The 25,304-nt window shown below is 37.2% G+C and carries 28 protein-coding genes and 1 tRNA gene; 16 read left to right on the plus strand and 13 right to left on the minus strand.

From position 1 onward, the window contains the following. Positions 1 to 22: 22 nt before the first annotated feature. The gene (locus tag LS68_RS00250; protein ID WP_034369502.1) at positions 23 to 442 is read right to left on the minus strand and encodes a Fur family transcriptional regulator; all 420 of its coding nucleotides are present in this window, start codon (positions 440 to 442) and stop codon (positions 23 to 25) included. Positions 443 to 609: 167 nt separating this feature from the next. Between LS68_RS00250 and ffh the strand changes: the two genes are divergently transcribed. The 6 genes from ffh (at position 610) to rplS (ending at position 4,144) form a co-directional block, all read left to right on the plus strand. Further along, entirely contained in the window at positions 610 to 1,953 is a 1,344-nt protein-coding gene (gene ffh / locus LS68_RS00255) for a signal recognition particle protein (protein WP_034369499.1), read from the plus strand. Positions 1,954 to 2,019: 66 nt separating this feature from the next. Further along, a complete protein-coding gene (gene rpsP / locus LS68_RS00260) occupies positions 2,020 to 2,250 on the plus strand; it encodes a 30S ribosomal protein S16 (protein ID WP_034369496.1) in 231 nt (76 codons plus the stop codon). 21 nt (positions 2,251 to 2,271) lie between these two features. Continuing rightward, positions 2,272 to 2,511 (plus strand): KH domain-containing protein, encoded by a 240-nt coding sequence (locus tag LS68_RS00265; RefSeq protein ID WP_034369493.1) that lies wholly within the window; start codon positions 2,272 to 2,274, stop codon positions 2,509 to 2,511. A 10-nt stretch (positions 2,512 to 2,521) separates the two neighbouring features. Then, a complete protein-coding gene (rimM, locus tag LS68_RS00270; protein ID WP_034369491.1) occupies positions 2,522 to 3,070 on the plus strand; it encodes a ribosome maturation factor RimM in 549 nt (182 codons plus the stop codon). A gap of 1 nt (position 3,071) precedes the next feature. Continuing rightward, positions 3,072 to 3,791, plus strand: coding sequence for a tRNA (guanosine(37)-N1)-methyltransferase TrmD (trmD, locus tag LS68_RS00275; protein ID WP_034369487.1), 720 nt, complete (start codon positions 3,072 to 3,074; stop codon positions 3,789 to 3,791). Further along, the gene (rplS, locus tag LS68_RS00280) at positions 3,788 to 4,144 is read left to right on the plus strand and encodes a 50S ribosomal protein L19 (RefSeq protein ID WP_034369485.1); all 357 of its coding nucleotides are present in this window, start codon (positions 3,788 to 3,790) and stop codon (positions 4,142 to 4,144) included. The genes trmD and rplS overlap by 4 nt, the downstream gene beginning before the upstream one ends. 13 nt (positions 4,145 to 4,157) lie before the next feature. Here the strand turns inward: rplS and LS68_RS00285 are convergent, their stop codons facing one another. Together LS68_RS00285 and LS68_RS00290 are read right to left on the minus strand one after the other, a co-directional pair. Further along, positions 4,158 to 4,766: a rhodanese-like domain-containing protein gene (locus LS68_RS00285; protein ID WP_034369482.1), complete on the minus strand. Its 609-nt coding sequence runs from the start codon at positions 4,764 to 4,766 to the stop codon at positions 4,158 to 4,160. Between the two features lie 10 nt (positions 4,767 to 4,776). Then, positions 4,777 to 7,449: a valine--tRNA ligase gene (locus LS68_RS00290; RefSeq protein ID WP_034369480.1), complete on the minus strand. Its 2,673-nt coding sequence runs from the start codon at positions 7,447 to 7,449 to the stop codon at positions 4,777 to 4,779. A gap of 80 nt (positions 7,450 to 7,529) precedes the next feature. Between LS68_RS00290 and fliW the strand changes: the two genes are divergently transcribed. Next, the gene (gene fliW, locus LS68_RS00295; RefSeq protein ID WP_034369478.1) at positions 7,530 to 7,952 is read left to right on the plus strand and encodes a flagellar assembly protein FliW; all 423 of its coding nucleotides are present in this window, start codon (positions 7,530 to 7,532) and stop codon (positions 7,950 to 7,952) included. Positions 7,953 to 7,972: 20 nt separating this feature from the next. Then, a complete protein-coding gene (locus tag LS68_RS00300) occupies positions 7,973 to 10,000 on the plus strand; it encodes an ATP-dependent helicase (RefSeq protein ID WP_034369474.1) in 2,028 nt (675 codons plus the stop codon). Between the two features lie 14 nt (positions 10,001 to 10,014). Here LS68_RS00300 and LS68_RS00305 read toward each other — a convergent pair whose 3' ends face one another. From LS68_RS00305 to LS68_RS09545, 6 genes are all read right to left on the minus strand, one after another. Continuing rightward, positions 10,015 to 11,313, minus strand: coding sequence for an ATP-dependent nuclease (locus LS68_RS00305; protein ID WP_138090698.1), 1,299 nt, complete (start codon positions 11,311 to 11,313; stop codon positions 10,015 to 10,017). Positions 11,314 to 11,315: 2 nt separating this feature from the next. Continuing rightward, complete coding sequence (locus tag LS68_RS00310) at positions 11,316 to 11,720, minus strand: YkgJ family cysteine cluster protein (RefSeq protein ID WP_034369471.1); 405 nt, start codon at positions 11,718 to 11,720, stop codon at positions 11,316 to 11,318. Beyond that, a complete protein-coding gene (locus LS68_RS00315; protein ID WP_138090701.1) occupies positions 11,707 to 12,951 on the minus strand; it encodes a hypothetical protein in 1,245 nt (414 codons plus the stop codon). The genes LS68_RS00310 and LS68_RS00315 overlap by 14 nt, the downstream gene beginning before the upstream one ends. After that, positions 12,948 to 13,598 carry a uracil-DNA glycosylase family protein gene (locus LS68_RS00320; RefSeq protein WP_034369470.1) on the minus strand — a complete coding sequence of 217 codons (651 nt, stop codon included), beginning with the start codon at positions 13,596 to 13,598 and terminating at the stop codon, positions 12,948 to 12,950. The genes LS68_RS00315 and LS68_RS00320 overlap by 4 nt, the downstream gene beginning before the upstream one ends. 4 nt (positions 13,599 to 13,602) lie before the next feature. After that, entirely contained in the window at positions 13,603 to 14,358 is a 756-nt protein-coding gene (locus tag LS68_RS00325) for an exodeoxyribonuclease III (protein ID WP_034369468.1), read from the minus strand. A 26-nt stretch (positions 14,359 to 14,384) separates the two neighbouring features. Further along, positions 14,385 to 14,461, minus strand: a tRNA-Glu gene (locus tag LS68_RS09545). 96 nt (positions 14,462 to 14,557) lie between these two features. On the opposite strand from LS68_RS09545, the gene LS68_RS00330 reads away from it, so the two are divergent. Both LS68_RS00330 and LS68_RS00335 read left to right on the plus strand, forming a co-directional pair. Then, entirely contained in the window at positions 14,558 to 15,661 is a 1,104-nt protein-coding gene (locus tag LS68_RS00330) for a CapA family protein (protein WP_052100127.1), read from the plus strand. Between the two features lie 2 nt (positions 15,662 to 15,663). Next, positions 15,664 to 16,641 carry a cation transporter gene (locus LS68_RS00335; protein ID WP_052100125.1) on the plus strand — a complete coding sequence of 326 codons (978 nt, stop codon included), beginning with the start codon at positions 15,664 to 15,666 and terminating at the stop codon, positions 16,639 to 16,641. A gap of 4 nt (positions 16,642 to 16,645) precedes the next feature. Here LS68_RS00335 and murG read toward each other — a convergent pair whose 3' ends face one another. Beyond that, positions 16,646 to 17,704 (minus strand): undecaprenyldiphospho-muramoylpentapeptide beta-N-acetylglucosaminyltransferase, encoded by a 1,059-nt coding sequence (gene murG, locus LS68_RS00340; RefSeq protein ID WP_034372821.1) that lies wholly within the window; start codon positions 17,702 to 17,704, stop codon positions 16,646 to 16,648. Between the two features lie 125 nt (positions 17,705 to 17,829). Here murG and gltX point away from each other — a divergent pair, with 125 nt between their 5' ends. The 3 genes from gltX (at position 17,830) to LS68_RS00355 (ending at position 20,470) form a co-directional block, all read left to right on the plus strand. Continuing rightward, positions 17,830 to 19,212, plus strand: a complete 1,383-nt coding sequence (gene gltX, locus LS68_RS00345; protein WP_034369463.1) for a glutamate--tRNA ligase — start codon at positions 17,830 to 17,832, stop codon at positions 19,210 to 19,212. A 61-nt stretch (positions 19,213 to 19,273) separates the two neighbouring features. Beyond that, positions 19,274 to 19,483 carry a TOBE domain-containing protein gene (locus LS68_RS00350; RefSeq protein ID WP_034369460.1) on the plus strand — a complete coding sequence of 70 codons (210 nt, stop codon included), beginning with the start codon at positions 19,274 to 19,276 and terminating at the stop codon, positions 19,481 to 19,483. A 30-nt stretch (positions 19,484 to 19,513) separates the two neighbouring features. After that, positions 19,514 to 20,470 carry an ankyrin repeat domain-containing protein gene (locus tag LS68_RS00355; RefSeq protein ID WP_052100123.1) on the plus strand — a complete coding sequence of 319 codons (957 nt, stop codon included), beginning with the start codon at positions 19,514 to 19,516 and terminating at the stop codon, positions 20,468 to 20,470. A gap of 19 nt (positions 20,471 to 20,489) precedes the next feature. Here LS68_RS00355 and LS68_RS00360 read toward each other — a convergent pair whose 3' ends face one another. From LS68_RS00360 to LS68_RS00370, 3 genes are read right to left on the minus strand one after another with little or no spacing between them, the layout of a single operon-like run. Then, positions 20,490 to 20,846: a dihydroneopterin aldolase gene (locus LS68_RS00360; RefSeq protein ID WP_034369457.1), complete on the minus strand. Its 357-nt coding sequence runs from the start codon at positions 20,844 to 20,846 to the stop codon at positions 20,490 to 20,492. A gap of 2 nt (positions 20,847 to 20,848) precedes the next feature. Beyond that, positions 20,849 to 21,502, minus strand: a complete 654-nt coding sequence (plsY, locus tag LS68_RS00365) for a glycerol-3-phosphate 1-O-acyltransferase PlsY (RefSeq protein ID WP_034369454.1) — start codon at positions 21,500 to 21,502, stop codon at positions 20,849 to 20,851. 41 nt (positions 21,503 to 21,543) lie between these two features. Further along, positions 21,544 to 21,882, minus strand: a complete 339-nt coding sequence (locus tag LS68_RS00370) for a rhodanese-like domain-containing protein (RefSeq protein ID WP_034369451.1) — start codon at positions 21,880 to 21,882, stop codon at positions 21,544 to 21,546. Positions 21,883 to 22,019: 137 nt separating this feature from the next. On the opposite strand from LS68_RS00370, the gene LS68_RS00375 reads away from it, so the two are divergent. Genes LS68_RS00375 through LS68_RS00385 form a run of 3 tightly spaced genes read left to right on the plus strand, consistent with a single transcriptional unit; the run spans position 22,020 to position 25,237 of the window. Continuing rightward, positions 22,020 to 23,627, plus strand: coding sequence for an ATP-binding cassette domain-containing protein (locus LS68_RS00375; protein ID WP_034369448.1), 1,608 nt, complete (start codon positions 22,020 to 22,022; stop codon positions 23,625 to 23,627). Positions 23,628 to 23,649: 22 nt separating this feature from the next. Next, entirely contained in the window at positions 23,650 to 24,426 is a 777-nt protein-coding gene (locus LS68_RS00380) for a protein-ADP-ribose hydrolase (RefSeq protein ID WP_034369445.1), read from the plus strand. Beyond that, positions 24,389 to 25,237 (plus strand): hypothetical protein, encoded by an 849-nt coding sequence (locus tag LS68_RS00385; protein ID WP_199741455.1) that lies wholly within the window; start codon positions 24,389 to 24,391, stop codon positions 25,235 to 25,237. The genes LS68_RS00380 and LS68_RS00385 overlap by 38 nt, the downstream gene beginning before the upstream one ends. Positions 25,238 to 25,304: the final 67 nt, after the last annotated feature.

Below are 25,304 nucleotides of genomic sequence, written 5' to 3' on the forward strand. Positions count from 1 at the left end.
CGAAAAGCTCTCTGTAATGTGCTTAACAAGCACTACTTTTTGCCTTGCATTCTGGGCAAACGCCAATAAATACTGCGGATACATCATAGATTTGATAACCGCTTAGATTCGCACAGCCATTTTGCAATGAACTTGTGTCGATTTTAATATCTTCCAGTTTGCCGCATTTTTCACAAGCGACATGGATATGTCTGTCGCTGCTAAGCTCGTATTTTTGCTTTTGTGTGGGGGCTTTAATCTCTCGCAAGATATTAGCTTCACATAAAGCATTGATATTTTTGTAAATTGTAGCAAGTGAGATAGAGGGATAGATAGACTTGATTTGTTCGTGCAATTCCTCAATACTCATATGCCCATTATCGCTAATTTGGCGAAGCATTACCATTCTTTGAGGCGTGATTTTGAGATGTTTATCACGCAATTCTTGTTCAAAACTTATCATACAAATAAACCTTTTTTATAGAATTTTTAATTAATTAAAATTTTTAAGCAAATTGCGCTTGAAATATATACGAGAGAAATAAATAAAAGCATAATGAAAGTGATTTTTTTATACAATTTTTGTCAAAACAACATAAAATTATTTAAGAGAATCAAAAAGGAGTTATTGTGTTTGACACTTTGACACATTCATTTAAGGGTATTGTTAATAAGATTCGATTTGCTGATGACGAAAAGTCTTTACAAAGAGCGTGTGATGAGCTCAAGAAGACGCTTTTAAGAAATGATGTTTATCATAAAGCGACTAAAGATATTGTGCAAGAAGTGCAGACTCAAACAAAACTTAAAGGCATTGGCAAGCAAAATTTTATGCAGGCTTTAAAGGATTCTTTAACCAATATCCTCCAGTCTTCTAAAAGTTATGGGATTAGCTTTTCGCCTACGCCACCTAGCGTGATTCTGATGATGGGTTTGCAAGGAAGCGGTAAAACGACTTCAAGTGCCAAGCTCGCATTATATTTGAAACAAAGAGGGAAAAAGGTTTTGCTTGTTGCTTGTGATTTACACCGACTTGCAGCTATTGAGCAGCTCACCCAGCTCGCAGAGAGTATAGAAGTCGATATTTTTACTCCTAGTCAAGCCTCAAAGCCTGAAAATGCTATACAAGTTGCCATAGATGCGAAGAAAAAAGCGACAGATGCACATTATGATGTGATGATTATTGATAGTGCAGGGCGGTTAGCGATTGATGAAGTGCTAATGAATGAGCTTTTGGAGATTAAAAAAAGTGTAAATGCTTATGAATGTTTGTATGTGGCAGATTCTCTAAGTGGGCAAGATGGTATCAAAACCGCAGGGCATTTTAATGATAAAATCGGTATTGATGGTGTGATTCTCTCAAAGTTTGATAGTGATAGTAAGGGTGGTATTGCCTTATCGATTGCGTATCAAATCGGTGTGCCATTGAAATTTATTGGGAGTGGCGAAAAGGTCGCTGATTTTGATATTTTCTTGCCCGATAGGATTGTCGGGAGACTTATGGGTGCGGGGGATATTGCTTCTCTTGCAGAGAAAACAGCAAGCGTAATGGATCAAGATGAAGCAAAAAATATTGCTAAAAAATTGAAAAAGGGACAATTTGGTTTTGAGGATTTTATCGCACAAATTGAAAATATGAAAAAGCTAGGCTCTATGAGCTCTATCGCTTCGATGATTCCCGGACTTGGAAATATGGCAAGTGCGCTCAAAAATGTGGATTTGGAACAATCCAGTGAGATAAAAAATATTCGTGCGATGGTCAATTCAATGACAAAAAAAGAACGCGAGAATCCAGATATACTCAATGGCTCTAGGCGTAAGCGTATCGCGCAAGGAAGCGGCTTGGAAGTGAGTGATATTAATCGTATTATTAAGCAATTTGCTCAAGCCTCTAAGCTTGCGAAGAAAATTTCCCAAAAGGGGGGAATGCAGGATTTAATGAGTATGATGAATCATCTTAAAATACCAAAATAATGATGTTTTAAGAAAAATCCATTATAATACACGCTTTAAAAGCTAGATGTTTTAAGGAGAATTAAAATGGCAACAGTGATACGATTAACAAAAATGGGACGCAAGAAAAAACCTTTTTATCGCATTGTAGTAACAGATTCACGCAAGAGAAGAGATGGCGGTTGGATAGAATCTATTGGTTTTTACAATCCTCTTACAGAGCCTGCTACGATTAAATTTGATGCTCAAAGACTTGAATATTGGAAAAGCGTAGGTGCAAAAATGAGCGAACGGGTTGCAAAATTAACATCAAAATAATCCAAAGTAAAGCAGGATATGATGGTTGAAGATTTTATTAAAGAATACGTCAAAAAAATCGTTATTCGACCTGAAGCGATAGATATTCAAACACAAGATTTAGAAGACGATACCCGAGAAATTACTATATTTGCTGATGCGGAAGATGTAGGGCGATTGATCGGACGCGATGGCAAAATGGTTGGTTCTCTCAAGACATTTATTTCTGGCACTAAAGCCAAAGATGGCAGAAATTACAAAATTATCGTTCAAGCTCATTAAAATCTAAAAGATGCCCATTCCTCATCATTCATCTCTCAAGCTTTTACAAGTTGCTAGAATCGGTCGTTTGGTTGGTATTCGTGGAGGTTTGAAGCTTCATATTATGAGTGATTTTCCTTATATCTTTGTGCCACAAGCTTTGTTCCATACCAAATCTTCTTTTGTTAAAGAATTGAGAATCCAACATTATGACGCAACAAAAAAGCTTGTTATTTTTGAGGGTTTTACTTCACGAGAATCTGCAGCAAAGCTTGTAAATGTGGATTTGTATTCGACTTTAGAAGAAAGCAGACAAATGTGCAAACTTCGTGAAAATGAATATTTATGGGAAGAGATTATTGGCGTGAATGTGCAAGAAGAAGGCGAGAATCTAGGCATTGTTTGTCAAATTGAGCGTATAGGGGCGTTGGATTATCTGATTATTGATACACATCAAGCATTGATTGAACAAGGAATGCCACGAAGTTTTTTGATTCCCAATATTGATCAATATATCATTGAGCTTTCGCCACAAGGCATATATACGCGTAATGCAAAGTCTTTGCTTGAAATGAGTTAGCTTGAAATTTTGTTTTTTGACACTTTTCCCCCAACTTATAGAATCTTATTTTTCTGATTCTATCCTTAAACGCGCTTTGGAAAAAGGATTGATTGATTTTGAGATTCTTAATATTCGTGATTATGCGTATGATAAATATAAAAAAACTGATGAGCCACCAATAAGCGGTGGTGCAGGGCAAGTCATAAAAGCTGATGTGCTAGGCAGAGCATTGCAAGATGTAAAAGATACTCATATTATTTTTTTAAGTCCTTGTGGCAAACCTTTTAATAATGATGACGCATTGAGATTAAGCAAGAAATCACGCATAGCATTCGTTTGCGGACGCTATGAGGGTTTTGATGAACGAGTGATTGAGTGCTTTGGCGATGAGGTGATGAGCGTGGGAGATTTTATTGTTACAGGTGGAGAGCTCCCTGCGCTTATGATGTGCGATAGTATTGCGCGACAGATTAAGGGTGTGCTTGGAAACGAAGATTCTTTGAAACAAGAAAGCTTTGAGGATTTTTTACTCGAAGCACCTAATTTTGCTAAAATTTCTAGTAAAAATACTATATTTTTTACTCCACCTTCAGAGTATTCAAAGGGAAATCATAGTAAAATTGCCGACTTAAAAAAATGTTTGGCGATTTGTAAGACAAAATATTTTAGACCAGATTTGTATCAAAAATATCGCACAATCGTTCATCAACAAAAGATCAAAGAAAAGGGCAAAAAATGAGAAATCGATATATTCAAAGCTTTCATCAAAAGCAAATTGGAGACAAGAAAGTTCCTAATTTTAAAGCTGGGGATACTGTGCGATTGGGTATTAAGATTCAAGAAGGAGACAAGAGTCGTATCCAACACTATGAAGGTGTGTGTATTGCCATTCATGGCAATGGTGTGGATAAGACATTTACCGTGCGCAAAATGGGTGCAAACAATATCGGTGTAGAAAAAACTTTCCCTCTTTATAGTGCGAGTCTTGATAGCATTGAGGTTTTGCGTATCGGACGCGTAAGACGCGCAAAGCTTTATTATTTGAGAAATCGAAGAGGTAAAGCCGCAAGAATCAAAGAGCTTCGCAAGTAAGCTCTGTCTTTTATTACATTTGGCAACATTCTGGGACTTCTGTCGTTGTAGGAAGTCCGCTATCTTTCCAAGCACCAAATCCACCAATAAGTCGATACAGATTCTCATATCCTAAATGTTTTGCCCAAATTAAGCCTAAATGAGCACTTCCTACAGGCGATAAAATGTCATCACCATTATCGTAAAAAACAATTTTTGCCTGCTTGTTTTCACCTAAGAGGCTTAAAAAATCTTCTTGGTTTCTTTCTAAGCCATCAGCTGACCAATTCCAATCACTGCCATCTTCATTAAGAGATGGGCTTTGAGCAAATTCAAAAAATTTAGCATGAGGGATTAATCCTAGATTGTAGATACCACGAGGAAGTGAAGCAATAATCACAAATTCATCATTATTTTTATTTAATTCTTGAGGGCTGATAAGCTTGTAACCTGAAAATTTTGAGCGAAGTATTAATGCTTGAGCGTCATCAAGTCTTGATGTAATGTTGGTGGTAGAATTACCTTTTTCTAAGCTTTCTACTGCTGCAACAAGCGCAAGATATTTGCTTTCTTTGCTTTGCTGTTTTTCGCTACATCCTATACATAACCATACTGCAATGCAGCATATCAAAAATTTTTTCATTACTACTCCTTTATGATTCTTTGGGGCTAAGCACTGAAAGCTCAAGTTGAATCTTATCAAATTTGCTTTGGGCAGATTGAAGGGCGTTTTGATTCTGTTCTAATACTGCTTTGGGCGCATTTTTGACAAAATTTTCATTGTTAAGCATTCCTTGAAGTTTTGCAATTTCTTTTTGAAGTTTTTGGCTTTGAGCATTTAGTCGTGAGATGATAGCACTCAAGTCAATGCCTTCAAGCTGAATGTAACTCTCTGTGTATTCACCTACATCGCACACGCAATTTTGAGGTTTATTTTGTATGATTTGGAGATTCTCAATTTTAGCAAGTTTGCATACGAATTGTTCTAAAAGCTCGCTAGATACAGAATCATTAAGCTTAACAAAAGCTTTTTGAATAGGTGCATTTCCTAGCTCCAAAGTTGCTTTAAGGCGGCGCAGAGAGACAATCGCATCTTGAATAATGATAAAATCTTGTTCGATTTTATGAGATTCTATTGTCTGTGCTTGTGGATAGGGCATAATCATAATAGAATCGCTTTCTTCAATCTCTGTGCCATCAAGCTGATGCCATAATGCGTCTGTGATAAAAGGCATATAGGGGTGTAAAAGCTTCATTGATGCTTTAAATATTGCCCCCAGCTCAAAGATAGAATCTTTGCTTGCTTTGGCTAATTCGATACCCCAATCGCAAAATTCTCCCCATAAGAAGCGATAAAGAATACTTGCCCCGTCATTAAATCGATAATGGTTGATAGCCTGATGCACTTCATTAGTAGCTTGATTAAAACGAAGTAACATATATTTTCCTAGTGGCGTTTGGAATGAAATATCCTCAAGATTCTTAAATCCTTTTTGTGGCGTTTGGTTAAGCTGCTCAAAGTAGAGCATCAAAAACGATGCGGCATTATAGAGTTTGTTGGTGAAGTTTTTGGAGATTTCAAGTTGTTGAGAGGAGAGTTTGACATCACGACCTTGCGCACACAGAATCGCAAGAGTAAAGCGCAACGCATCTGCACCATACTGCTTAATCATCTCAAGCGGATCAATCACATTCCCCTTGCTTTTACTCATCTTTTGCCCTTTTTCGTCTCGCACTAAAGCATGGAGATAAATATGTTTAAAGGGAAGTTCGTGCAAAAGCGATTCTCCACTTAAAAGCATACGCGCTACCCAGAAAAATAAAATGTCAAAGCCTGTGATGAGGAGCGTATTGGGGTAAAAATCTTTCACATCATCGGAGCGATAAAATGCAGATGTTTCACCTTCATTACCCCAACCTAGAGTGCTAAAAGCCCAAAGCCCAGAGCTAAACCAAGTATCAAGCACATCTTCATCTTGTTTTTGTATCTCTTTATGGCATTTTGGGCAAGAGGGGAAGTCTTTTTCACTTGCGATTTTTTCTCCACATTCACAATACCACACTGGGATTCTGTGTCCCCACCAAAGTTGTCGTGAGATACACCAATCTTTGAGTTCTCGCATCCACGCATTATAGTTATTGAGCCATTGAGCGGGATAGAATCTCGTCTCACCCTCATTAACGCGCTTGATTGCATTTTGAGCGACTTCTTTTTTGACAAACCATTGTTTGGAGATATAAGGCTCAACGACATTACCGCAACGATAACATTTGCCTACTTGGTTGGTATAGTCTTCAATTTTTTCGACAAATCCCTCTTTTTGTAATTTTTTTACAATGAGTTCGCGCGCTTCCAAACGCTCATAACCCTTAAATTCTCCTGCATATTCGTTGAGAATCCCTTTTTCATCAAAAATTGTAATAAAAGGAAGCTGATGTCGTTTGCCAACTTCATAGTCATTCATATCGTGTGCAGGTGTTACTTTCACGCAACCTGTGCCAAATTCTTTATCCACATGAGAATCTGCGATGATGGGAATCTCGCGATTAAGCAAAGGCAAGATGACACTTTTGCCTATAAGATGTGTGTAGCGAGAATCTTCGGGGTGTATCATCACGGCAGTGTCGCCAAAATATGTTTCTGGGCGTGTAGTCGCTACAATCACACATTCATTAGAATCTTTGATTGGGTAGCGCAAATGATAGAGTTTGCCTTGATTTTCTTCGTATTCTACTTCAATGTCTGAAAGTGCGCCATCGTGTGTGCACCAATTGACCATATAATAATCTTGCACGATAAGCCCTTGATTATACCATTGCACAAATGCTTTTTTGACAGCATTTTGCAAACCTTTGTCCATAGTGAATCGCAGCCTTGACCAAGCAGGAGTAATACCAAGATGACGCATTTGTTGCAGGATTTGTCCGCCACTTTGTTCTTTCCACGCCCATACTTTTTGTAAAAATTGCTCCCTGCCTAAGTCTTCTTTTTTGATTCCTTGTGCAAGGAGCTGTTTTTCTACGACATTTTGTGTGGCAATCCCTGCATGATCCAAACCGGGCTGATAAAGTGTTTTGTAACCATTCATACGCTTATATCGAGTGATAATGTCTTGCAAACTAAAAGTAAGAGCATGCCCAATGTGTAGCACACCTGTAACATTGGGTGGAGGCATCATGATACAGAATGTTTGATTGTCTCGCCAAAGGGCTTGATTACCCTCGATTTCAAAATAACCGCGTTTTTCACAGATGTCATAGAATTTTGATTCTATGATATTGTGATTGTAGCTCTTTTTTGTGTTTTCTTTTGCACACTCATTCATGAAAATGCCTTTATGGTATTTATTTTGCTTTAGAAATGTATTATAATATCAAAATGCTAAAAATAAAATGGAGGTAAGTAATGACTTACGAATTAAAAATGCCAATTTTGGGTTTTGAAGATGTTACGAAGATCGAACTAGAGAAAATCGATGAAACTTTTAGTAAAATTAAGAGTTTAGATGGCAAAAATGGTTTTGAGATTAACCTCGTCAATCCTTTTTCACTTTGTGATTATGCCTTTACTATTCCGACTGCAGATGAAAGATTGCTTGATTTGGACGAAAAAAGAGGCGACAAAGTAGAAGTTTATTGTGTAGTAGTTGTGCAAAAACCTATCGAAAATTCAATTGTAAATCTACTAGCACCTTTTGTGTTTAATCCTGCCAATGCTTCAGCCTTGCAAGTTACCACACTTCCTGTAGCTGAATATCCACAATTTAGCAAAGTGCAACCCATTAGAGAGTTTTTATCTAAAGAAGTGCTTGAGACATTGAAAGCATAATTTTTATTTACTGCTAAGTTATGCCGCTCTCCAATCTCAACCAAGAACAAGCGAATGCGGCAAGTGCCCCAAGTGGGCATAATCTCATCATAGCTTCTGCTGGGACGGGCAAGACTTCTACGATTGTCGGACGTATCGCCCACCTTCTTCGTAATGGCTTTGTGCCAAGTGATATTTTATTATTGACTTTTACTAATAAAGCAAGCAATGAAATGATTGCGCGTGTGGGGAAAATCTTTGGTGAATCTTTGGCAAAAAATATTGAGGCGGGGACTTTTCACGCTGTGGCATATCGATATTTGCAAAAGCATTCCACCATTCATCTTAAGCAACCCAAAGAATTACATATACTTTTTAAAAGTCTGTATGAAAAACGCATCTTTAATCTTAGTGGTTCTAATGCACCTTATTCTGCACAATATCTTTATGATTTGTATTCTTTATTTGTTAATTCCGCTGCGCATTGTTCTTTTGGCACATGGATTACAGAAAAATACCCACAACAAGAATCTCATAGTGCAATTTATGAAGATGTGATAGAAGAATTTAAAGCTCTTAAAGCATTGCATCATTATGCTGATTACAATGATTTGTTACTGCTTTATCGCCAATCCATTGAAAAGCTTGAAAAGCCTTTGTTTAAAGAGGTTTTGTGTGATGAATATCAAGATACAAATCCCTTGCAAGATTCTATCCTTGATGCCTTGCATGCGCCCAGTCTTTTTTGTGTGGGAGATTACGATCAAAGTATTTATGCCTTTAATGGTGCAGATATTCGCATCATCAGTAATTTTACGAACAAATATGCAGATTCTCGAGTTTTTACATTGAGCAAAAATTATCGCTCAAGCGCGCATATTCTGAATCTCGCTAATAAAATTATTGAAAAAAATGAACGCATTTATCCTAAGAATCTTGAGGTAATTAAGCAGGGAGATTTTTCTCCTCCTAAATTGATTCAATACGATGAGCTGTTTTTGCAATATCAAGGCATTGCAAGGCATATCGCATCAAGTCAATTACCTTATGAAGAAGTCGCAATCATTTTTCGCAATAATTCAAGTGCCGATGGGATTGAGGCAAGTTTAAGAGAATTGAAGATCCCCTCAAAGCGCAAGGGAAGTATGAGTTTTTTTGATGCAAAAGAAGTGCGCTTGATGCTTGATATTTGCTCTCTTGTTTATAATCCGCGCGATATGATGGCTTATATCCATACTTTGAGTTATGGTAAGGGTATAGGCAATTCTATTGCAAAGGAGATTTATGAAGCATTATTTCGTTTAGGAGATGGGGATTGCAAAAAAGGAATGTTTGCTCCTAATCCAGATATTACCGCTTATGAGAAAAAGGCAAAAAACACACAATTAGGTTTGTTTGATGATTTTTTTATTTTAGAATCTCAAGCGCGTTTTGATACCTTTGTGTCTGATATTTTTGCTTCTCACCCAATACTTGCTCACCCTAAGATTCATAAAGATGGGGCAGTTTTCTTGAATGATTTTTTTGAAATGATTTATCATGTGCCTTCTGTGCGTTCTCCAAAGAATCTTATCACACATATAATGCAAAGTAGTTTTTTTAAAAATATTTGCTTTACTCTTGCTACACAAAGAGCAAGGCGCAAAGATGGCGAAGTAGATAGCCAATTGTTTGAAAATGCACAGGAAAGCATCAAGCGTAAAGCCTCATTATTATATGATTTATCGAGAAATTACGATGATTTAGGAAAATTTCTCAATGCGATGATTTTGGGCTCAAACGAGGCAAGCGAAGGAAGTGGAGTCAATCTATTGAGTGTGCATGCAAGTAAGGGCTTGGAGTTTAAAAGTGTTTATATCGTGGATTTGATGGACGGACGATTTCCTAATCGCAAACTTATCACTAAAAGCGGAAGTTTAGAAGAAGAGAGAAGATTGTTTTATGTCGCTATTACAAGGGCAAAAGAGAATCTGATTCTGTCTTTTGCAAGTAGAGATATGGTTAAAAATGTGAATTATTCGCCTTCGATTTTTCTCTATGAAAGTGGGCTTTTAAACGAAGGCGAATAAAAAATATAGGGCAATCAAGGCTCGCATTGATTGATAAGATTCTGATGGTCTTTAAGCTCTTGTTCTTTTGTGATTTCATCACTTGGAATCTGTGCAAAGATTTCTCTTGCAAGCTTGCAATCCTTGATTTTATAATATCCCCATGCCAAAGAATCTAAATAAGCGGGATTTTTGGGCGAAATTTCTAAGGCTTTTTTGACATACTTTACACCTTCTTTTGGGTTGATTTCGTAATCAATCATCAAATAACCTAAAAAATTGAAAAAAAATCCTAATTCTATACTATAAGGATTCTGTATAGAATCTGTGGGATTGTTTTTGAGTGCATCTTGCGTGGGAATCTGAATCAAAGTGATTGCTTTTTGTAATTCGTGAGTGATATTTTTGACTAATTTTTTATCTTGTTTGTTGGGCAAAGATTCAAAGGCGTAAATTTGTTGCAAGGCAAGATAATAGGGGTTTTTATTTTCTTTATATAAGATTCCAGCTTGCAAAGAAGCATTGAGAAAATCTTCTTGGGCGATATAGAGTTCAAGCATAATTTGCGGATTGAATGGGAATTGTGAAGCAATTTGCGTAGCTTGTTGAAATTTTTTTTGATGTGTGTAAATCAAGATAAGATTCTGGGCGTTAGCAATGGTCGGATTTGCTTCAAAAGATTGCTCAAATATCTTTTCGATTTTTGTAATTTGTTTGGTTTTTGCATAAAAATCAATAGCGATTTTGCAAAAGTAATCTTTGCAGCCGTATTGTTCGATGTGAGAATCTAAAGCATTTAAGGCTTTTTTATTTTGTCCCTGTGCGATGTAAATAGAGAGAATCTTTTGCAATATTTCTTGATTTTTTGTGCGTTCATAAGCAAGTAAAAATTCTTTTTGTGCATTCTCAAGATCACCTTGTGCAGCATAGAGAGAACCTAAAATATCATTAATCACCGCACTATCTTCTTGAGATTTGACCCATAGGGCTTCTTTAAGGGCAGATTCATTTAAGCCAAGTTTGAGATAGCAATCCAAGAAAACTTTATGTATCGTCAAATCGTTTTCTCCGCCCATAAGGATATATTCTCGCGCAAATTGTAAGGTTGCGGAGGGTTTATCCAACATTGATGAGAGTAAAACGGCTTCCCTAAGATATTCAAGTTTGTTCGTTTCTTCGTATAATATAAGATACATATCACGAGATTTGTCATATTGGTTTTGTATTTCAAGTTCAATGGCGTTGAGTATATAGGTATCTTCATCAAAATCTGCATAAAGGTATAATGTTGAGCTAATCCACAATGCTAGAATCCAGCGGATATATTTGCTCATATTTATTCTCCTTTTTTGTTAAAAATATTAATGCCTCGACATTCTTTTTGCAATAAGATGAGGTTTTCAGGTGTGAGGCATGAAGTTTTGTGAGCGTTCCAAAAGGGAAAATCCCGACATTGTTTGGGACGCTGTTCATAAATGCGACATTTTTTATTTGATGAATCAAAAAAAATACACGCATAGCCATCTTCGTTGATTTTCTCGATCAACGAAAAGCGATAGCCTATTTTACGCACATAAGTTTGTGTAAAATCTTCAAATGTCAGATTCAGAGTTTGTGCGATGTGAAGCATTTCATCAATGCTTATAAACACATAGCCACTTTCGCCAATACAACATTTGCCGCCACATTCTTCACATTGCGCGGCATCAAAGCTAAAATCGTATTCATTAGCGGTATTCATAGAAATTTTTTGTATCACTTTTGTAAATTTTATTGATATACTCAACTTGCCCATCTTTTAGCCGTTCTTGGAAAAATCGATGATTTTCTGCAATATGTGAGCTGATGAGCTGTTCTACACCAATGGCAGTTGAGTAATTTACCCAATCATAGCGCAAATCTCCTCCTAAAAGCGATGCGTATTCGACAAGATATTGATTTTTGTTGTTAATAACATTCGTAATATAAAGATTTTTTCTATCTTCTCTTTGAATCAAAAGCAAAAGCGAGGGATTGAAGTTGATTTGTGTAGAAAGTAGCTTGTCGGGAAGTCTTTTTGAGAGGGCAAGTTGAGAAGCCATTAAGCCGGTTTTGACAACAGGCGTATTGAAAAAGACATTATTGCCAGCAATGGAGCGTTCGTGTGCTTTTAGTCTTTGGACAAAAGTCGTTGCAGTTTGGGAATCAACAACTTCTTCATAAACAATCTTTGAAGTTTTACTTTTGAGGATATTACCCAAGTTGCGTCCTACAAAACTATTATCATTATAGGCAACTATAGGCTTATCCCCAGCAAGTGAAAGCAACAAATCAATTTGGGCTTCATAGTCGATCCCGCCAAAGTAAAGATTCTTGCTTGAGGGTGGATTTTTTAATTGACGCTTATTGATCGTGGGAAGATAGGTAGGAATATTAATAGAGAGATTGGCTAATTCTTGCGCCCCATTGAGCGTAAAAATAGCAATGACAAAGTCGTAATTGGATTGAGCGATTTTTTCATAAGTATTTTTGATAGCACTTGCACTTTCATCACCTGTGTCAAAAACTTCAAACACAAAGTCATTGCCTCTTGCCATAAGGTAAGCAAGTATTGTATCAATGCTTGTTACTGAATAGCGTCCAATGATTTTTTTAGGCATCAAAAGAGCGAGTTTGATTCTTGCATTGCTATTTTTTTCGGGTCCGATGATTTGATCAAATATGCCCAAATCCCCTAATACACTTGAAAGCTTTGCGCGTAATTCTGTATCTCTGGCTTGATTGCCAAAAAATGCAATAAACGAAAAAAACTGCCCTTTAACAAAATAATCCGATAAGCACGAATTGCTGCATTTATCCGTGCTGATATTGAGCACTTCTTGTTGAGGAAGAGGTAGAGGAGAGATGATGTAACTTTTTGCGTAAATTTCTGTTTTCAAAAAACACAAAGATAAGAACAAAACAAGAAAAGTAGGCAGAATTTTGCGTTTCATAATGATCCTTTGGCAAGTATAAAATCGTTATTTGCCTCTTTTTTCAAAGAGGGATTTTTGACTAACTCATTAAGTGAATAAGAAACTAAAAATTTTTTATTATTGTGCCATAAAATTTTATGCTGGCATAAATGATCTTGTAGATTCTGTCCTAAAATGTGTGTAGCGACATTGTGTCCGAGTAGAATATAGATTTTTGCATTGATGTGTTCGAGTTGAGAAAATACATACCCTATGCAAGAGAGAATCTCACTTTTTTCAAGGTGAAGATTCTGACTATCGCATTTGACTAAAGACAAAATCGAACATACATTTTGAGGGAGGCAAAAAACATTTTTAATAATATTTTGGAGCATTAAGGCGCTTTTGTTTTGCACAAATTGACCCTTTTCATCAACGAGAGGAATCTCGCTAATGAAGCATATCGGGGATTTTGGGTTGATGATACCAAATGAGGGTTGTTTGCAATGTTTAATACGATTACACAAAGAACAATGCTGGATAATTTGCTCTAGGCTTTCGCCCATTTTGGAGGAAGTAAGAGGTTGATTTTGTATATGGGGCATTAAGCGTGTGTATTTTTCACCGCAAAGTGCCTGTCGATAAAGCTGTTTAAGGTATAAAAGTTTAAGGATATGCGTTTTCATTATTTTAAAAGTTAATTTCTAATCCTACGGGGCAGTGATCGCTTCCCATAATTTGCGGATAAATAGATGCGTTTTTAAGTTTATCATTAAGAATGCGGGAACATAAGAAATAATCGATTCTCCAACCTGTATTGTTTGCTCTTGCCTTACCCATATAGCTCCACCAGCTATAAGCTCCTTCAAGTGTGGGATAAAAATATCGGAAAGTATCGGTAAATCCAGATTCAAGGAGTTCGCTCATTTTGGAACGCTCCTCATCGGTGAATCCAGCATTTCTGCGGTTGCTTTTAGGATTCTTAAGATCAATTTCTTGATGGGCTACATTGAGATCTCCGCAAACAATCACGGGTTTATGCTTTTCTAAATCCTTGAGAAAAGCCCTAAAGTCATCTTCCCATTCCATACGATATTGCAGTCTTTCAAGCTCGCGTTTAGAATTTGGCGTATAAACATTAACAAGTTGAAAATGTTCATATTCTGCCACAATGATGCGCCCTTCTTTATCGTGATGTTCTTTACCCATATCATAACTGACACGCAAAGGCTTTTGCTTGCTAAGAATCACGACACCAGAATAGCCCTTTTTTTCGGCACTATTCCAAAAACTTTCATAACCCTCAAAGCAAAAATCTGCTTGTTCTTTGTGCATTTTAGATTCTTGAATACAAAAAATATCGGCATTGATTTGTTGAAAAAAATCCATAAAGCCTTTATTCATACAGGCTCTTAGTCCATTAACATTCCACGATATAAGCAGCAAAATATAAATCCTTGTATTGGCTTTTATGGCGACCCTTGGAAGATTTGAACTTCCGTTGCCACTGAGAAAGAGTGGTATCCTTGGCCAGCTAGATGAAAGGGTCGCTGAAAGTATAGCAAAATTTAATTAAAGCAAAAATTTAAGACAAATCGCATTGAAATTTGCTAGAATAATGCCTTTAAATGCAGGGGAGAATCTAATGTATTATTTGAGGTTTTTTGCGCGATGGGTCATTGTGGCAGTTTTGATTGCAGGGCTTAGCGGTTGTTTTGGCGATAAAACACCCACACCTCAAGTATCTGCAGGTGCTTTATCGAATAATGAAGTTATCACATTAAGTTTTATCGGAGACAATATTTTAGGGGATTATTTTGGCAGCTCGGGCGAAACTTTTAATTGGAAGTTTGCTCAAATTGGCGGAGATTATCGCTATTTTTTTGCTAAAGTGCAAGAGGTGCTTGCTAATGATGATATGACTTTAGGGAATCTAGAAGGACCGCTTACAACGCATAATGGCGACAGAATGATCAAACCCTTTGCCTTTAAAGGTGATCCAAAATATATTAATATTTTAAAAGAGGGAAGTATCGAAGCTGTGAATATTGCAAACAATCATACACGCGATTATGGTATGAAAGGCTTTCAAGACACCGTTGCTACACTCAAACAATCACCCATACATTTTAGCGGTGAGGGATATTTGAGTATCTATAAGGTAAAAGGTAAAAATATCGGAATGGCTGGGCATCGCGGTTGGAATCCTGCTATCAAATCTCAAGTCAAGAGTGAAATCAAAAAGCTTCGTGAAATGGGTGCTGATATTGTGATTTTCACCTTTCATTGGGGAGAGGAAAGGGAAAATTATCCCAATAAGATTCAGAAAGAAATCGGACGATTTGCGATTGATAATGGTGCGGATTTGATCATCGGGCATCACCCTCATGTTTTACAAGGGATTGAAGAATACAAAGGCAAAAAGATTGTTTATAGTTTGGCAAATTTTGTCTATGGCGGGGCAAAGAATCCAAAAGACAAAGACACAATCATTTATCAAGTGCGGTTTGCATTTGGCAAACATCAAGGAGATTTAGAAAGTCTAGCCAAATCGACAGATTTTATTATAAATAAAAAAGTCAGACCTTTTGTCAAAATGGAAGAATGGAGTGAGTTACATAGCTTTGTGCCCGTATCAATCAGTGGAGAGAAAACTTACAACAATTATCAACCTGTGATTCTCCAAGGTGAAGACAAGCAGCGAGTGATAAAACGAATGAATACTTATTCCCAGAATCTAAGTGAGTGAATATGGGCTACTTACATTCTCGCCCTCGATTGATTGCAAGCAAACGCGTTAGGGATCGTGTTCAGAAAGAAGAAAGCCCTAATAATACAAAAGAACAAAGTGTTCTCAAGGTCTCGACTTATAGTGCTTTGATTCTTGCTATTTTTGGCATCACATTTGGTAGTGCAGTGGGTTCTTCAGCGGTCGTTTTTGATGGATTTGTCGCGCTTATCAGCGTGGGTTTGGGATTCTTAAGCGTGATCACTTCACGTTATATTTACAAAGAAGATGATGATGTGTTTCAATACGGCTATGTGCGTTTTGAACCAATGGTGAATCTGTTCAAAAGCTCGGTATTGATTGTCGTATGTGTGTATGCGTTTATCACAGGGATAGGTAGTATCATCAGCGGAGGGTATGAGATTGTTTTAGGCGGGGCGATGATTTATACATTTGTCGCACTTTTGTATAGTTTTGCTCTTTCTGCTTATACGCGTTTTTATTCTAAACGACTTGATTCTGGACTGATTAAAGTCGATCAAACCGAGTGGCTCATTGATTGTGTGCTTTATGGGGGCAGCGCGATTACTTTTGGCGTGATTTATTTGCTTGATCCTAGACAAGAAAATCCTTATTCACATTTTCTTGATCCGGCGTTGCTTACTATTTTAAGTCTTTTTCTTTCTGTCAGTCCGATAAAAATTGCTATCGCTAATTTCAAAGATTTGATGATGGTCGCACCCAAAGAGCTTGATGACAAAATCACAGAGATTATGGAGACTTTGTCTAAAGAACATCAATTTGGCGATTACGATACGCATGTGGCAAAAAGCGGGAGATTCTATACCGTTGAGGTGAATATCTTGATGGATAAAAATTTTCAAATTTCTTCTGTCGCAGAGCTTGATAATCTGCGTGAGTATATTTGTTCGGCGTTGCAGATACCCTCATATAAAATTTGGCTTTCTGTGAGTTTTACTGCTGATCCAAAATGGTTATAAAAGTCTAATGTGAAAAACACGGCACTAAAGAAGTGATGTGTTGAATGATTTCTTTTGCGCCATTAGGAGTGATTTTGTCGATTAAAAGTTGGGATTTTTGAGCAAGATTCCCATCTTGTTGTAAAAATTCTAAAAACTCATAAACCTTTTGTGTATCAATTTGTGATTCTCGCATTAGAATCCCCAAGCCCTCTTGTGTAAATGCAAGCGCATTATAATACTGATGATCTTTAGCCGCATAGGGATAAGGGATAAAAACGCCTATCACGCCATTTGCGCTCATTTCCCATAGACTTGATGCGCCTGCTCGTGCAATGCAAATATCAGCTGACGCGAGACGCGCAACAAGGTGATTATCAAATGCAAATAAATCAATCTTATCTAAAATGCCTAGCATTTCATAGGCATGTTTTGTCCTTTCATAGTCTCTTGTCCCGCATTGATGAGTGATTTTAATGCCACGATTAAGAATCTCTTGTGCGATTTGAATTGCAAAATCATTAATAGCTTTTGCACCTTGCGAACCACCCAAAAAAAGTAAATGCTTGATTTCTGTGCGCACTCGTGAATGCGAGAAAAATTCTTGTCTTACGGGATAAGAAGTGTGGATAAAGTTTTTAGAGGAGTTTTGAAAGCTGCCAAAAATTGCTTTTGCAAAAGGTGTGAGAATCTCATTAAGTTTGCCTTTGACTGCATTTTGTTCGTGGATAAAAAGAGGGATTTGGCATAAGATTGCACCCATAGAAGCACCACCTGCACTGAATCCTCCCACACTAATCACACATTTGACTTGGTGTTTTTTAAAGATTTTTCTGCATACCCAAGCGGCTTTTATTTGTTTGTTGATTGCGAAAATTTTGTCAATACCTTTTTTATTGACAACACCGGTAGAATCTAAAAAATAACGTTGTTCAAAAAGTGGAGAATGCTCGAACCATATTTTGTCTTGACCGATATTAGATCCAATATAAATTGCTTTGTGTCCTTGAAGGGTGATTTCTTCGGCTAGGGCTTTAGCGATTGCTAAATGTCCTCCCGTGCCACCGCCAGTGATTGCAAACATTTTTGACCTTAAGATAATAGTTTGTTGATTTTTGTTAAAAGCTGATTATAGCACATTTTGGTATAATCATTTTTTGGCTTTGATTAACAAATGTCAAAAGTTACTAAAATTATAAAGGATAAAAAATGAGCCAAATAGTTACGCGATTTGCTCCTTCACCGACAGGATATTTACATATTGGAGGCTTACGCACCGCACTTTTTAATTATTTGTATGCGCGCACTAATGGAGGTAAATTTTTGCTCCGTATTGAAGACACAGATACATCGCGTAATTGTGTGGAGGCTGCTAAGGCAATTGTTGAAGCCTTTGATTGGGTGGGACTGGATTATGACGGAGAGGTAGTATATCAAAGTCAGCGTTTGGCATTGTATCAGACTTATATCCAAAAACTTCTTGATACAGGTAAGGCGTATTATTGTTATATGAGTAAAGAGGAGCTTGATTCATTGCGTGAATCACAGCGTCAAAGAGGTGAAACACCTCGCTACGACAATCGCTATCGTGATTTTAAAGGTGTTGCCCCTGAAGGTATTAAACCTGTTGTGCGTCTTAAGACACCTTTGGAGGGAAGTATTGCGTTTGATGATGGTGTGAAAGGGCATATTGCCATTGATGCTAGTGAAATTGATGATTATATTATCGCGCGCAGTGATGGCACACCGACTTATAATTTTGTAGTAGCAATTGATGATGCGTTAATGGGCGTAACTGATGTGATACGAGGCGATGATCACTTGAGTAATACGCCTAAACAGATTCTTGTTTATCAAGCTTTTGATTGGAAGATTCCAAAATTTTATCATGTGCCAATGATTTTAAATCCTCAAGGCAAAAAGCTAAGCAAACGCGATGGGGCAATGGGTGTAATGGATTACCAAAAAATGGGTTATTTGCCTCAAGCGATTTTGAACTTTTTGGTGAGATTGGGTTGGAGCTATCATGATCAAGAGATTTTTTCATTGCAAGAGATGCTTCAGTTTTTCGACCCTAAGAATCTTAACACTTCTGCAAGCGCGTATAATCAGGAGAAATTTCTTTGGCTTAATCAGCATTACATCAAACAAACACCTAACGATAAATTGGAGAAACTTTTAAGCTCATTTGGCATAAAAGCCATATCGGAGGACAAACGCGAGATTCTCTACAATGAGCTAAAAAATCGTAGTCAAACACTTTGTGAATTTGCGACACATTTTACAGAAGTGATGAATCCGCCACAAACCTATGATGAAAAGATGCGAAAAAAACTCGACCAACAGGCAAAAGTATGGCTTGAAACAATCAGCGCAGAGCTTACTCAAACGCAGTGGGATATAGAGAATCTTGAGCAATATTTGCATAACTTTGCATCATCGCATAATATCAAGCTCGGGCAGTTGATGCCAGCTTTGCGATGTGCATTGTTGGGTAAAAGCGGCGGGATAGGAATCGCTCCAGCAATATATGTGTTAGGTTTGCAAGAATGTCAAAAACGCATTGAAGTATTTAATGCTCAAGATTCTTGATAATTTAAGCGCAAACATTAGATAATACGCCTCAAAATAAAATTTTGCTTTAGGAGAAGTTATGAAACTTAGTGCGAGAAATCAACTTAAAGGTAAGATTGTAGCAATTGAAAAAGGCGCAGTGAATGCAATCGTGAAGATTGACATTGGCGGAAGTAATATCATCTCTGCTACTATTTCTTTAGAATCTATCAATGAGCTTAAGCTTGAAGTGGGCAAGGAAGCTTATGCTATCATCAAAGCAACTTCTGTTATGGTAGGCGTTGAATGATGATTTTACCTACCCACAGAGGTGTGAAAAGTGTTTTTTAGAGCCATTTTGCTGCTCTCAATTTTTAGCAGTCTGCTGTTTGGGGGTTGGTTTATCGATAAGTGGGAGGCACATTTTCCTCCTACGCTAGATCAAAGCATTGAGGCTTTGTTGAAGGTGGATTGCCAAAAGGTCAAACAACTTCGCGGATTGACTGCAAATCTTGCTTTTAAAGGCGAGAAAGCTGTCGAACGATGTTTCCAAGAGCAGAAGTTTTTGAGAGCTATTTTTGAAAATGATGTCCAGACTTATAGATATATGTTGGCAACTAATGAGCACACGCCCTATTTTTTATTTTTTAGCACATATGCTCCACGATTTGAAATCACTCCTTTAATGGTCGCTATTGTCGGCAATGCTCAAGATACTTTTAATGAGATTCTGCAAGAAAGTGGGAAAATTGATTTTTTAAAAAGAAAGCCCTTGCTTTATAATATCAATAGCGAAATGTATGATGATTATAAGGCATTGGGCGGGTTTCGTTTGAGGAATCAAATCTATGATGTAAAATGTGTCAAGGCATTGGATTTAGCAGCAATGTATCATCGTTATGAAATGTTTGAATCTCTTTTAAAGCGAGGTGCGGAATATAGAGATTCAAGATGTCCTCAAAATAATGGCATTGTTGCTTTTGGGGATATTAGTATTTTTGAGTTAATGTTGGCATTTGATCCTTCATTTTTGTATGATTTTGCAGGAGGACATATTTTGCATTATGCAGCTAGAGATAATAATGTCGAACTTATTGAATATCTTGTAAAAGATAAAGGTGTGCCTATTGATTCTCTCAAAGCAGCGGAAACTTCGCTTGATGTTGCATTGAGTGGTAAAAATATCGAACATAAAGTGAGAATTGAAGCTGCTAAAAAGCTTATTGAGCTTGGAGCAAAGGTCAGCGAAGGGAATCAAAGACGCATTCAAAAACTTATTAAACAAGGAGTTTGGTAGAAGTTATTTTAATAGAAAATCACCAATGTTTAGAAATGCTTGCTCCTACAACGATTGGAGCGAGTATATCGGGCTTTTTAATGTGAATCTCAAGTGAAGTGATGGCAGGAAAAACAGATTTGAGATGTTGAGCAATATCACACAGAGCAGATTCTAAAAGATCATATTTCTCATTTTGGAGTTTTTGACAAATCATTTTGCTCACCAGTGCGTAATCAATATAAGCTTCCTCTTGGACAGAATAAAAATAAGTAATCTTTGCCTTGATGTGCAAGTTTTGAGATGTGGTTCTTTCACTCTCTAATATGCCAATGATCGCTTTGATGTTGAGATTCTCAATAGACAATGTGATAAGATGAGAATCTGTTTTTGTCATTTTTATAATACCTTACTTTCCTGACCGCTAAAAAGACGCTTGATATTAGGAATATGTGTATAAATGATAAATAGACCGATAAGCACAGCAGGTGTGTGAGTGTGGATTTGATCAACAATTGAAATGCTAGAAGGAATAGGGAAAAGATAGGGCACTACAAAGGTTAAACCAATCCCACTAAGCACACCCACAAGTGAAGAGATTGATGAAATCTTAAAGACTTTGCCGACAATACCCCATATAATCAGCCCACAAATGCCCTCTATGGGAATGAGCAAGATCACTGAACCAATAGCTGTAGCCACGCCTTTACCACCTTTGAATCCTAAATACGGGCTGTAACAATGCCCTAAAATGCTTAATAATGCAATCGCCCATTGCGTCTCATAGCTAAGTCCGAGAATCTTTGCTGCAAGCACGACAATCAAGCCTTTTGTTGCATCAAGTATAATCGTGAGGATAGAAAATTTTTTGGCATTTTTAGGATCAGTATCTTTGATCGCTCGATAGACATTAGTCGCTCCAATACTTCCTGAACCGATTTTGCGAATGTCAATCCCATAACGCAATTTAACGAGAATTAAACCAAAAGGAATCCCCCCAAACAAAAATGCTATAATATAAAACAAAACATTGATGTTAAGCAAAATACTCATTGTTTAGCCTTTGATAAGATAAATTTATAGAAATTATAGCATTATTTGGCGATGAGTTGAATAGGTGCATTTTCTAAGGTATGAAATTCATCATCATAGAAATAAACATTCTCCAAACCCTCTTCGACAAGCTCACTTCCTAAAATGCTTGCCATATGACCTGAATAGCACACAAGCACACATTTTTTTTGCGGGTGGCGTTTGATGTGTTCGTAAATATCGTAGGGATTATTGAGATTAAGAGAATCTTTAATATGAATCATCTCATAGTCTTGAGGATAGCGCATATCAATCACGCAAAAGCTTTCGTCTAAATCCTTTGCATAAAGTGGTGAAGCGAGGCTAAGATTATTTTTGCCTTTCAGATTTTCATATTCCATTATTTTTGCCTTTCGTTTTAGAGATTCTATTTTTGCATTTTTTTCTTAATGTTTTTTAAAATTTGTTTTGAAAAATTTAGAATCTAAGCAGACTTTTATAGTAGAATCATATTCATATTTTTTTAAGGATAATGACGATGTTGCAGACTATTAATCTTTCTATGCGCTTTGCCACCAAAAAGCTTTTTGAAAATGTGAATATCAAGCTTGATGCGCATAAGCGATATGGGCTTATTGGAGCAAATGGCGCGGGTAAATCGACTTTTTTAAAAATTTTATCGGGCGTTTATGAATCAAGTAGCGGCGAAGTTGTAATAGAAAAAGGTTTGAAAATGGGCGTGTTGGGGCAAGATCAGTATGCCTTTGAAGACTTGAGCCTTAAAGATGCTGTGCTTATTGGCAATAAACGCCTTTATGATGCGATCAAACGCAAAGAATATCTCTATGAAAATGGTGATTTGAGCGATGAGCGTGTGAATGAAGAATTAGGGGATCTTGAGATGATTTGTGCAGAAGAAGATCCGATGTATGAATATGATGTCGTGATTGAAAAAATCCTTGAAGATTTAGGATTCCCTGCTTCACTTCATAATGAGCTAATGAAAACACTTACAGGTGGGGATAAGTTTAAGATTCTCTTAGCGCAAGTGCTTTTCCCCAAACCGGATATTTTGCTCCTTGATGAGCCGACAAACAATCTTGATTTGCACTCTATTGCATGGCTTGAAGAGAATCTTAAACGACATGAGGGCACAATGGTCGTCATTAGCCACGATAGGCATTTTTTAAACAGCGTTTGCACGCATATTTTGGATATGGATTTTGGCGGGGTGCGTGAGTTTAGTGGGAATTACGATGATTGGTATATCGCAAGCACGCTTATTGCTAAACAACAAGAAATGGAACGCAACAAAAAACTCAAAGAAAAAGAAGAATTAGAATCTTTTATAGCGCGTTTTTCGGCAAATGCAAGTAAGGCTAAACAAGCTACTAGCAGACAAAAACAGCTTGAAAAGCTTGATATTGCTTCTCTTGCGGTAAGCTCCAGACGCGATCCGAGTATTGTCTTTAAGCCGAATCGTGCGATTGGCAATGAAGCATTAGAATGTGAGAATATCTCAAAAAGCTATGGCTCGTTGTGTGTGCTTAAAAATGTGAATCTAAAGATTTTGCCCGGTGATAAAATTGCGATTATTGGATCAAATGGCGTGGGTAAAAGCACATTGTGTCAGATTCTAGTTGAAGAATTGACACCTGATAGCGGGATTGTCAAATGGGGTGCAACAATCCAAAGAGGGTATTTTCCGCAAAATGTGAGCGAAGAAATCAAGGGTGAAGAGAGTCTTTATGAATGGTTAAGGGGGTTTGATAAGAAAAAAGAAAGCGGAGAAATACGTAATGCTTTGGGGCGTATGCTTTTTAGTGGCGAAGAGCAAGAAAAATCTGTGAATGCTTTGAGCGGAGGAGAAAAACACCGAATGGTGTTAAGTAAATTGATGCTTGAAGGCGGGAATTTTCTTGTGCTTGATGAGCCAACAAATCATTTAGACTTAGAATCAATTATCGCGCTTGGCGAGGCGTTGTATAAATACAGCGGAAATGTGATTTGTGTCAGCCACGATAGGGAATTGATTGATGCGTATGCAAACAGAATCATTGAACTTGTAGCAGATTGCGATAATAATGGCGCGAAAATCATCGACTTTCGCGGGAGTTATGAGGAGTATCTAGAATCTAAGGCATAAAGAAAGGCATAATGATAAATCAATGAATGACACAACTAAATTATTAGACAAATTGATAGAAATACTTTGTGCGGAGCGTGAGGAAAGTGTGCCTTGTGTGCCTGAAAACCAAAAATTTACATTATTCCGTGCGCTTGTCAATATCCGTATGCCCAAAGAGGTAAGTGAAGAATTTTTGCAAATACAGAATCAATACCTGCAAGCAATACTCAAGCAAAAAGAGATAACAAATATTGCTGATCTCTCGCCTATAATGTCTGATATATATCTGTGGCAGGGTGATATTACTACATTTAAATGCGATGGTATAGTGAATGCGGCAAATGCGCAAATGCTTGGCTGTTTCTGCCCTAATCATGGTTGTATTGATAATGCTATACACACTTTTGCAGGTGTGCAGCTACGATTGGAATGTGCAAATATAATGATCGCACAGGGCAAGGAAGAATCTGTCGGGCAAGCTAAAATAACAAGTGCTTACAATTTGCCATGCAGATACATTTTACACACCGTAGGTCCGATGGTTGTCGGCGAACTCACCAAATGGCATGAGCAACAGCTTGCAAGCTGTTATCGTGCATGTCTCAAACTTGCCGATGAAAATAACTTGAAAAGTTTAGCATTTTGTTGCATATCTACCGGTGAATTTCATTTTCCAAACAAACGTGCTGCCGAGATTGCCATACAAGCAGTGAGTGAGTATAAACAGCAAACACAAAGCAAAATCAAAGTAGTTTTTAATGTATTTAAAGGGGGCGATTATGACATATACACAAAACTTCTTAGAACAAATAAGTAAAATTAAATCCGAGCTTGAAGCAGTAGATGCTATTTTAATTGGTGCAGGAGCAGGGCTTTCTGCATCGGCAGGTTTGACTTATTCAGGCGAACGCTTTTTTAAATATTTTGCAGATTTTCATGCAAAATACGGCATAACCGATATTTATTTAGGTGGCTTTTATCCTTATGATACTTTAGAGGAATATTGGGCATGGTGGTCAAGGCATATTTTGTATAATCGTTATGAGCAACCCCCACTTGTAGTGTATGAGAATCTCTTATCATTTGTAAAAAATAGAAATTATTTTGTGCTGACTACAAATGTCGATCATTGCTTTCAAAATGCAGGTTTTGATAAGGCACGATTGTTTTATACACAGGGTGATTATGGTCTTTTGCAATGCTCGGTAGCTTGTCATAACAAAACCTATGACAATGAAGATATTATCCGCAAAATGGTTATTGAGCAAAACAATATGAAAATCCCAACAGAGCTTATACCTTATTGTCCGGTATGTGGAAAACCCATGACGACAAATTTACGCAGTGATGATAAGTTTGTTCAGGATAATGGCTGGGCGGCAGCTTGCAAGCGATATGAGGATTTTATAAGCAAATATGGAGATAAGCGTATTCTGCTTTTGGAGCTTGGTGTAGGCGGCAATACACCCGCGATCATTAAATACCCATTTTGGCGAATCACTATGAATAATCCACAAGCAATGTATGTGTGCATCAATAACGGCGAAGCATTTGCTCCTAAAGAAATACAAGCACAATCTTTATGCCTTAATGGTGATATAGGGAAAGTGCTGGAGATGATGAAATAAATGTGTGCGGCATTTGCACACAATCGCACTTAGTCTAAGATTGTCTATCGAAATATGAAGTGAGTGA

It is taken from the genome of Helicobacter sp. MIT 05-5293, assembly GCF_000765665.2.
Taxonomy (GTDB): Bacteria; Campylobacterota; Campylobacteria; order Campylobacterales; family Helicobacteraceae; genus Helicobacter_C.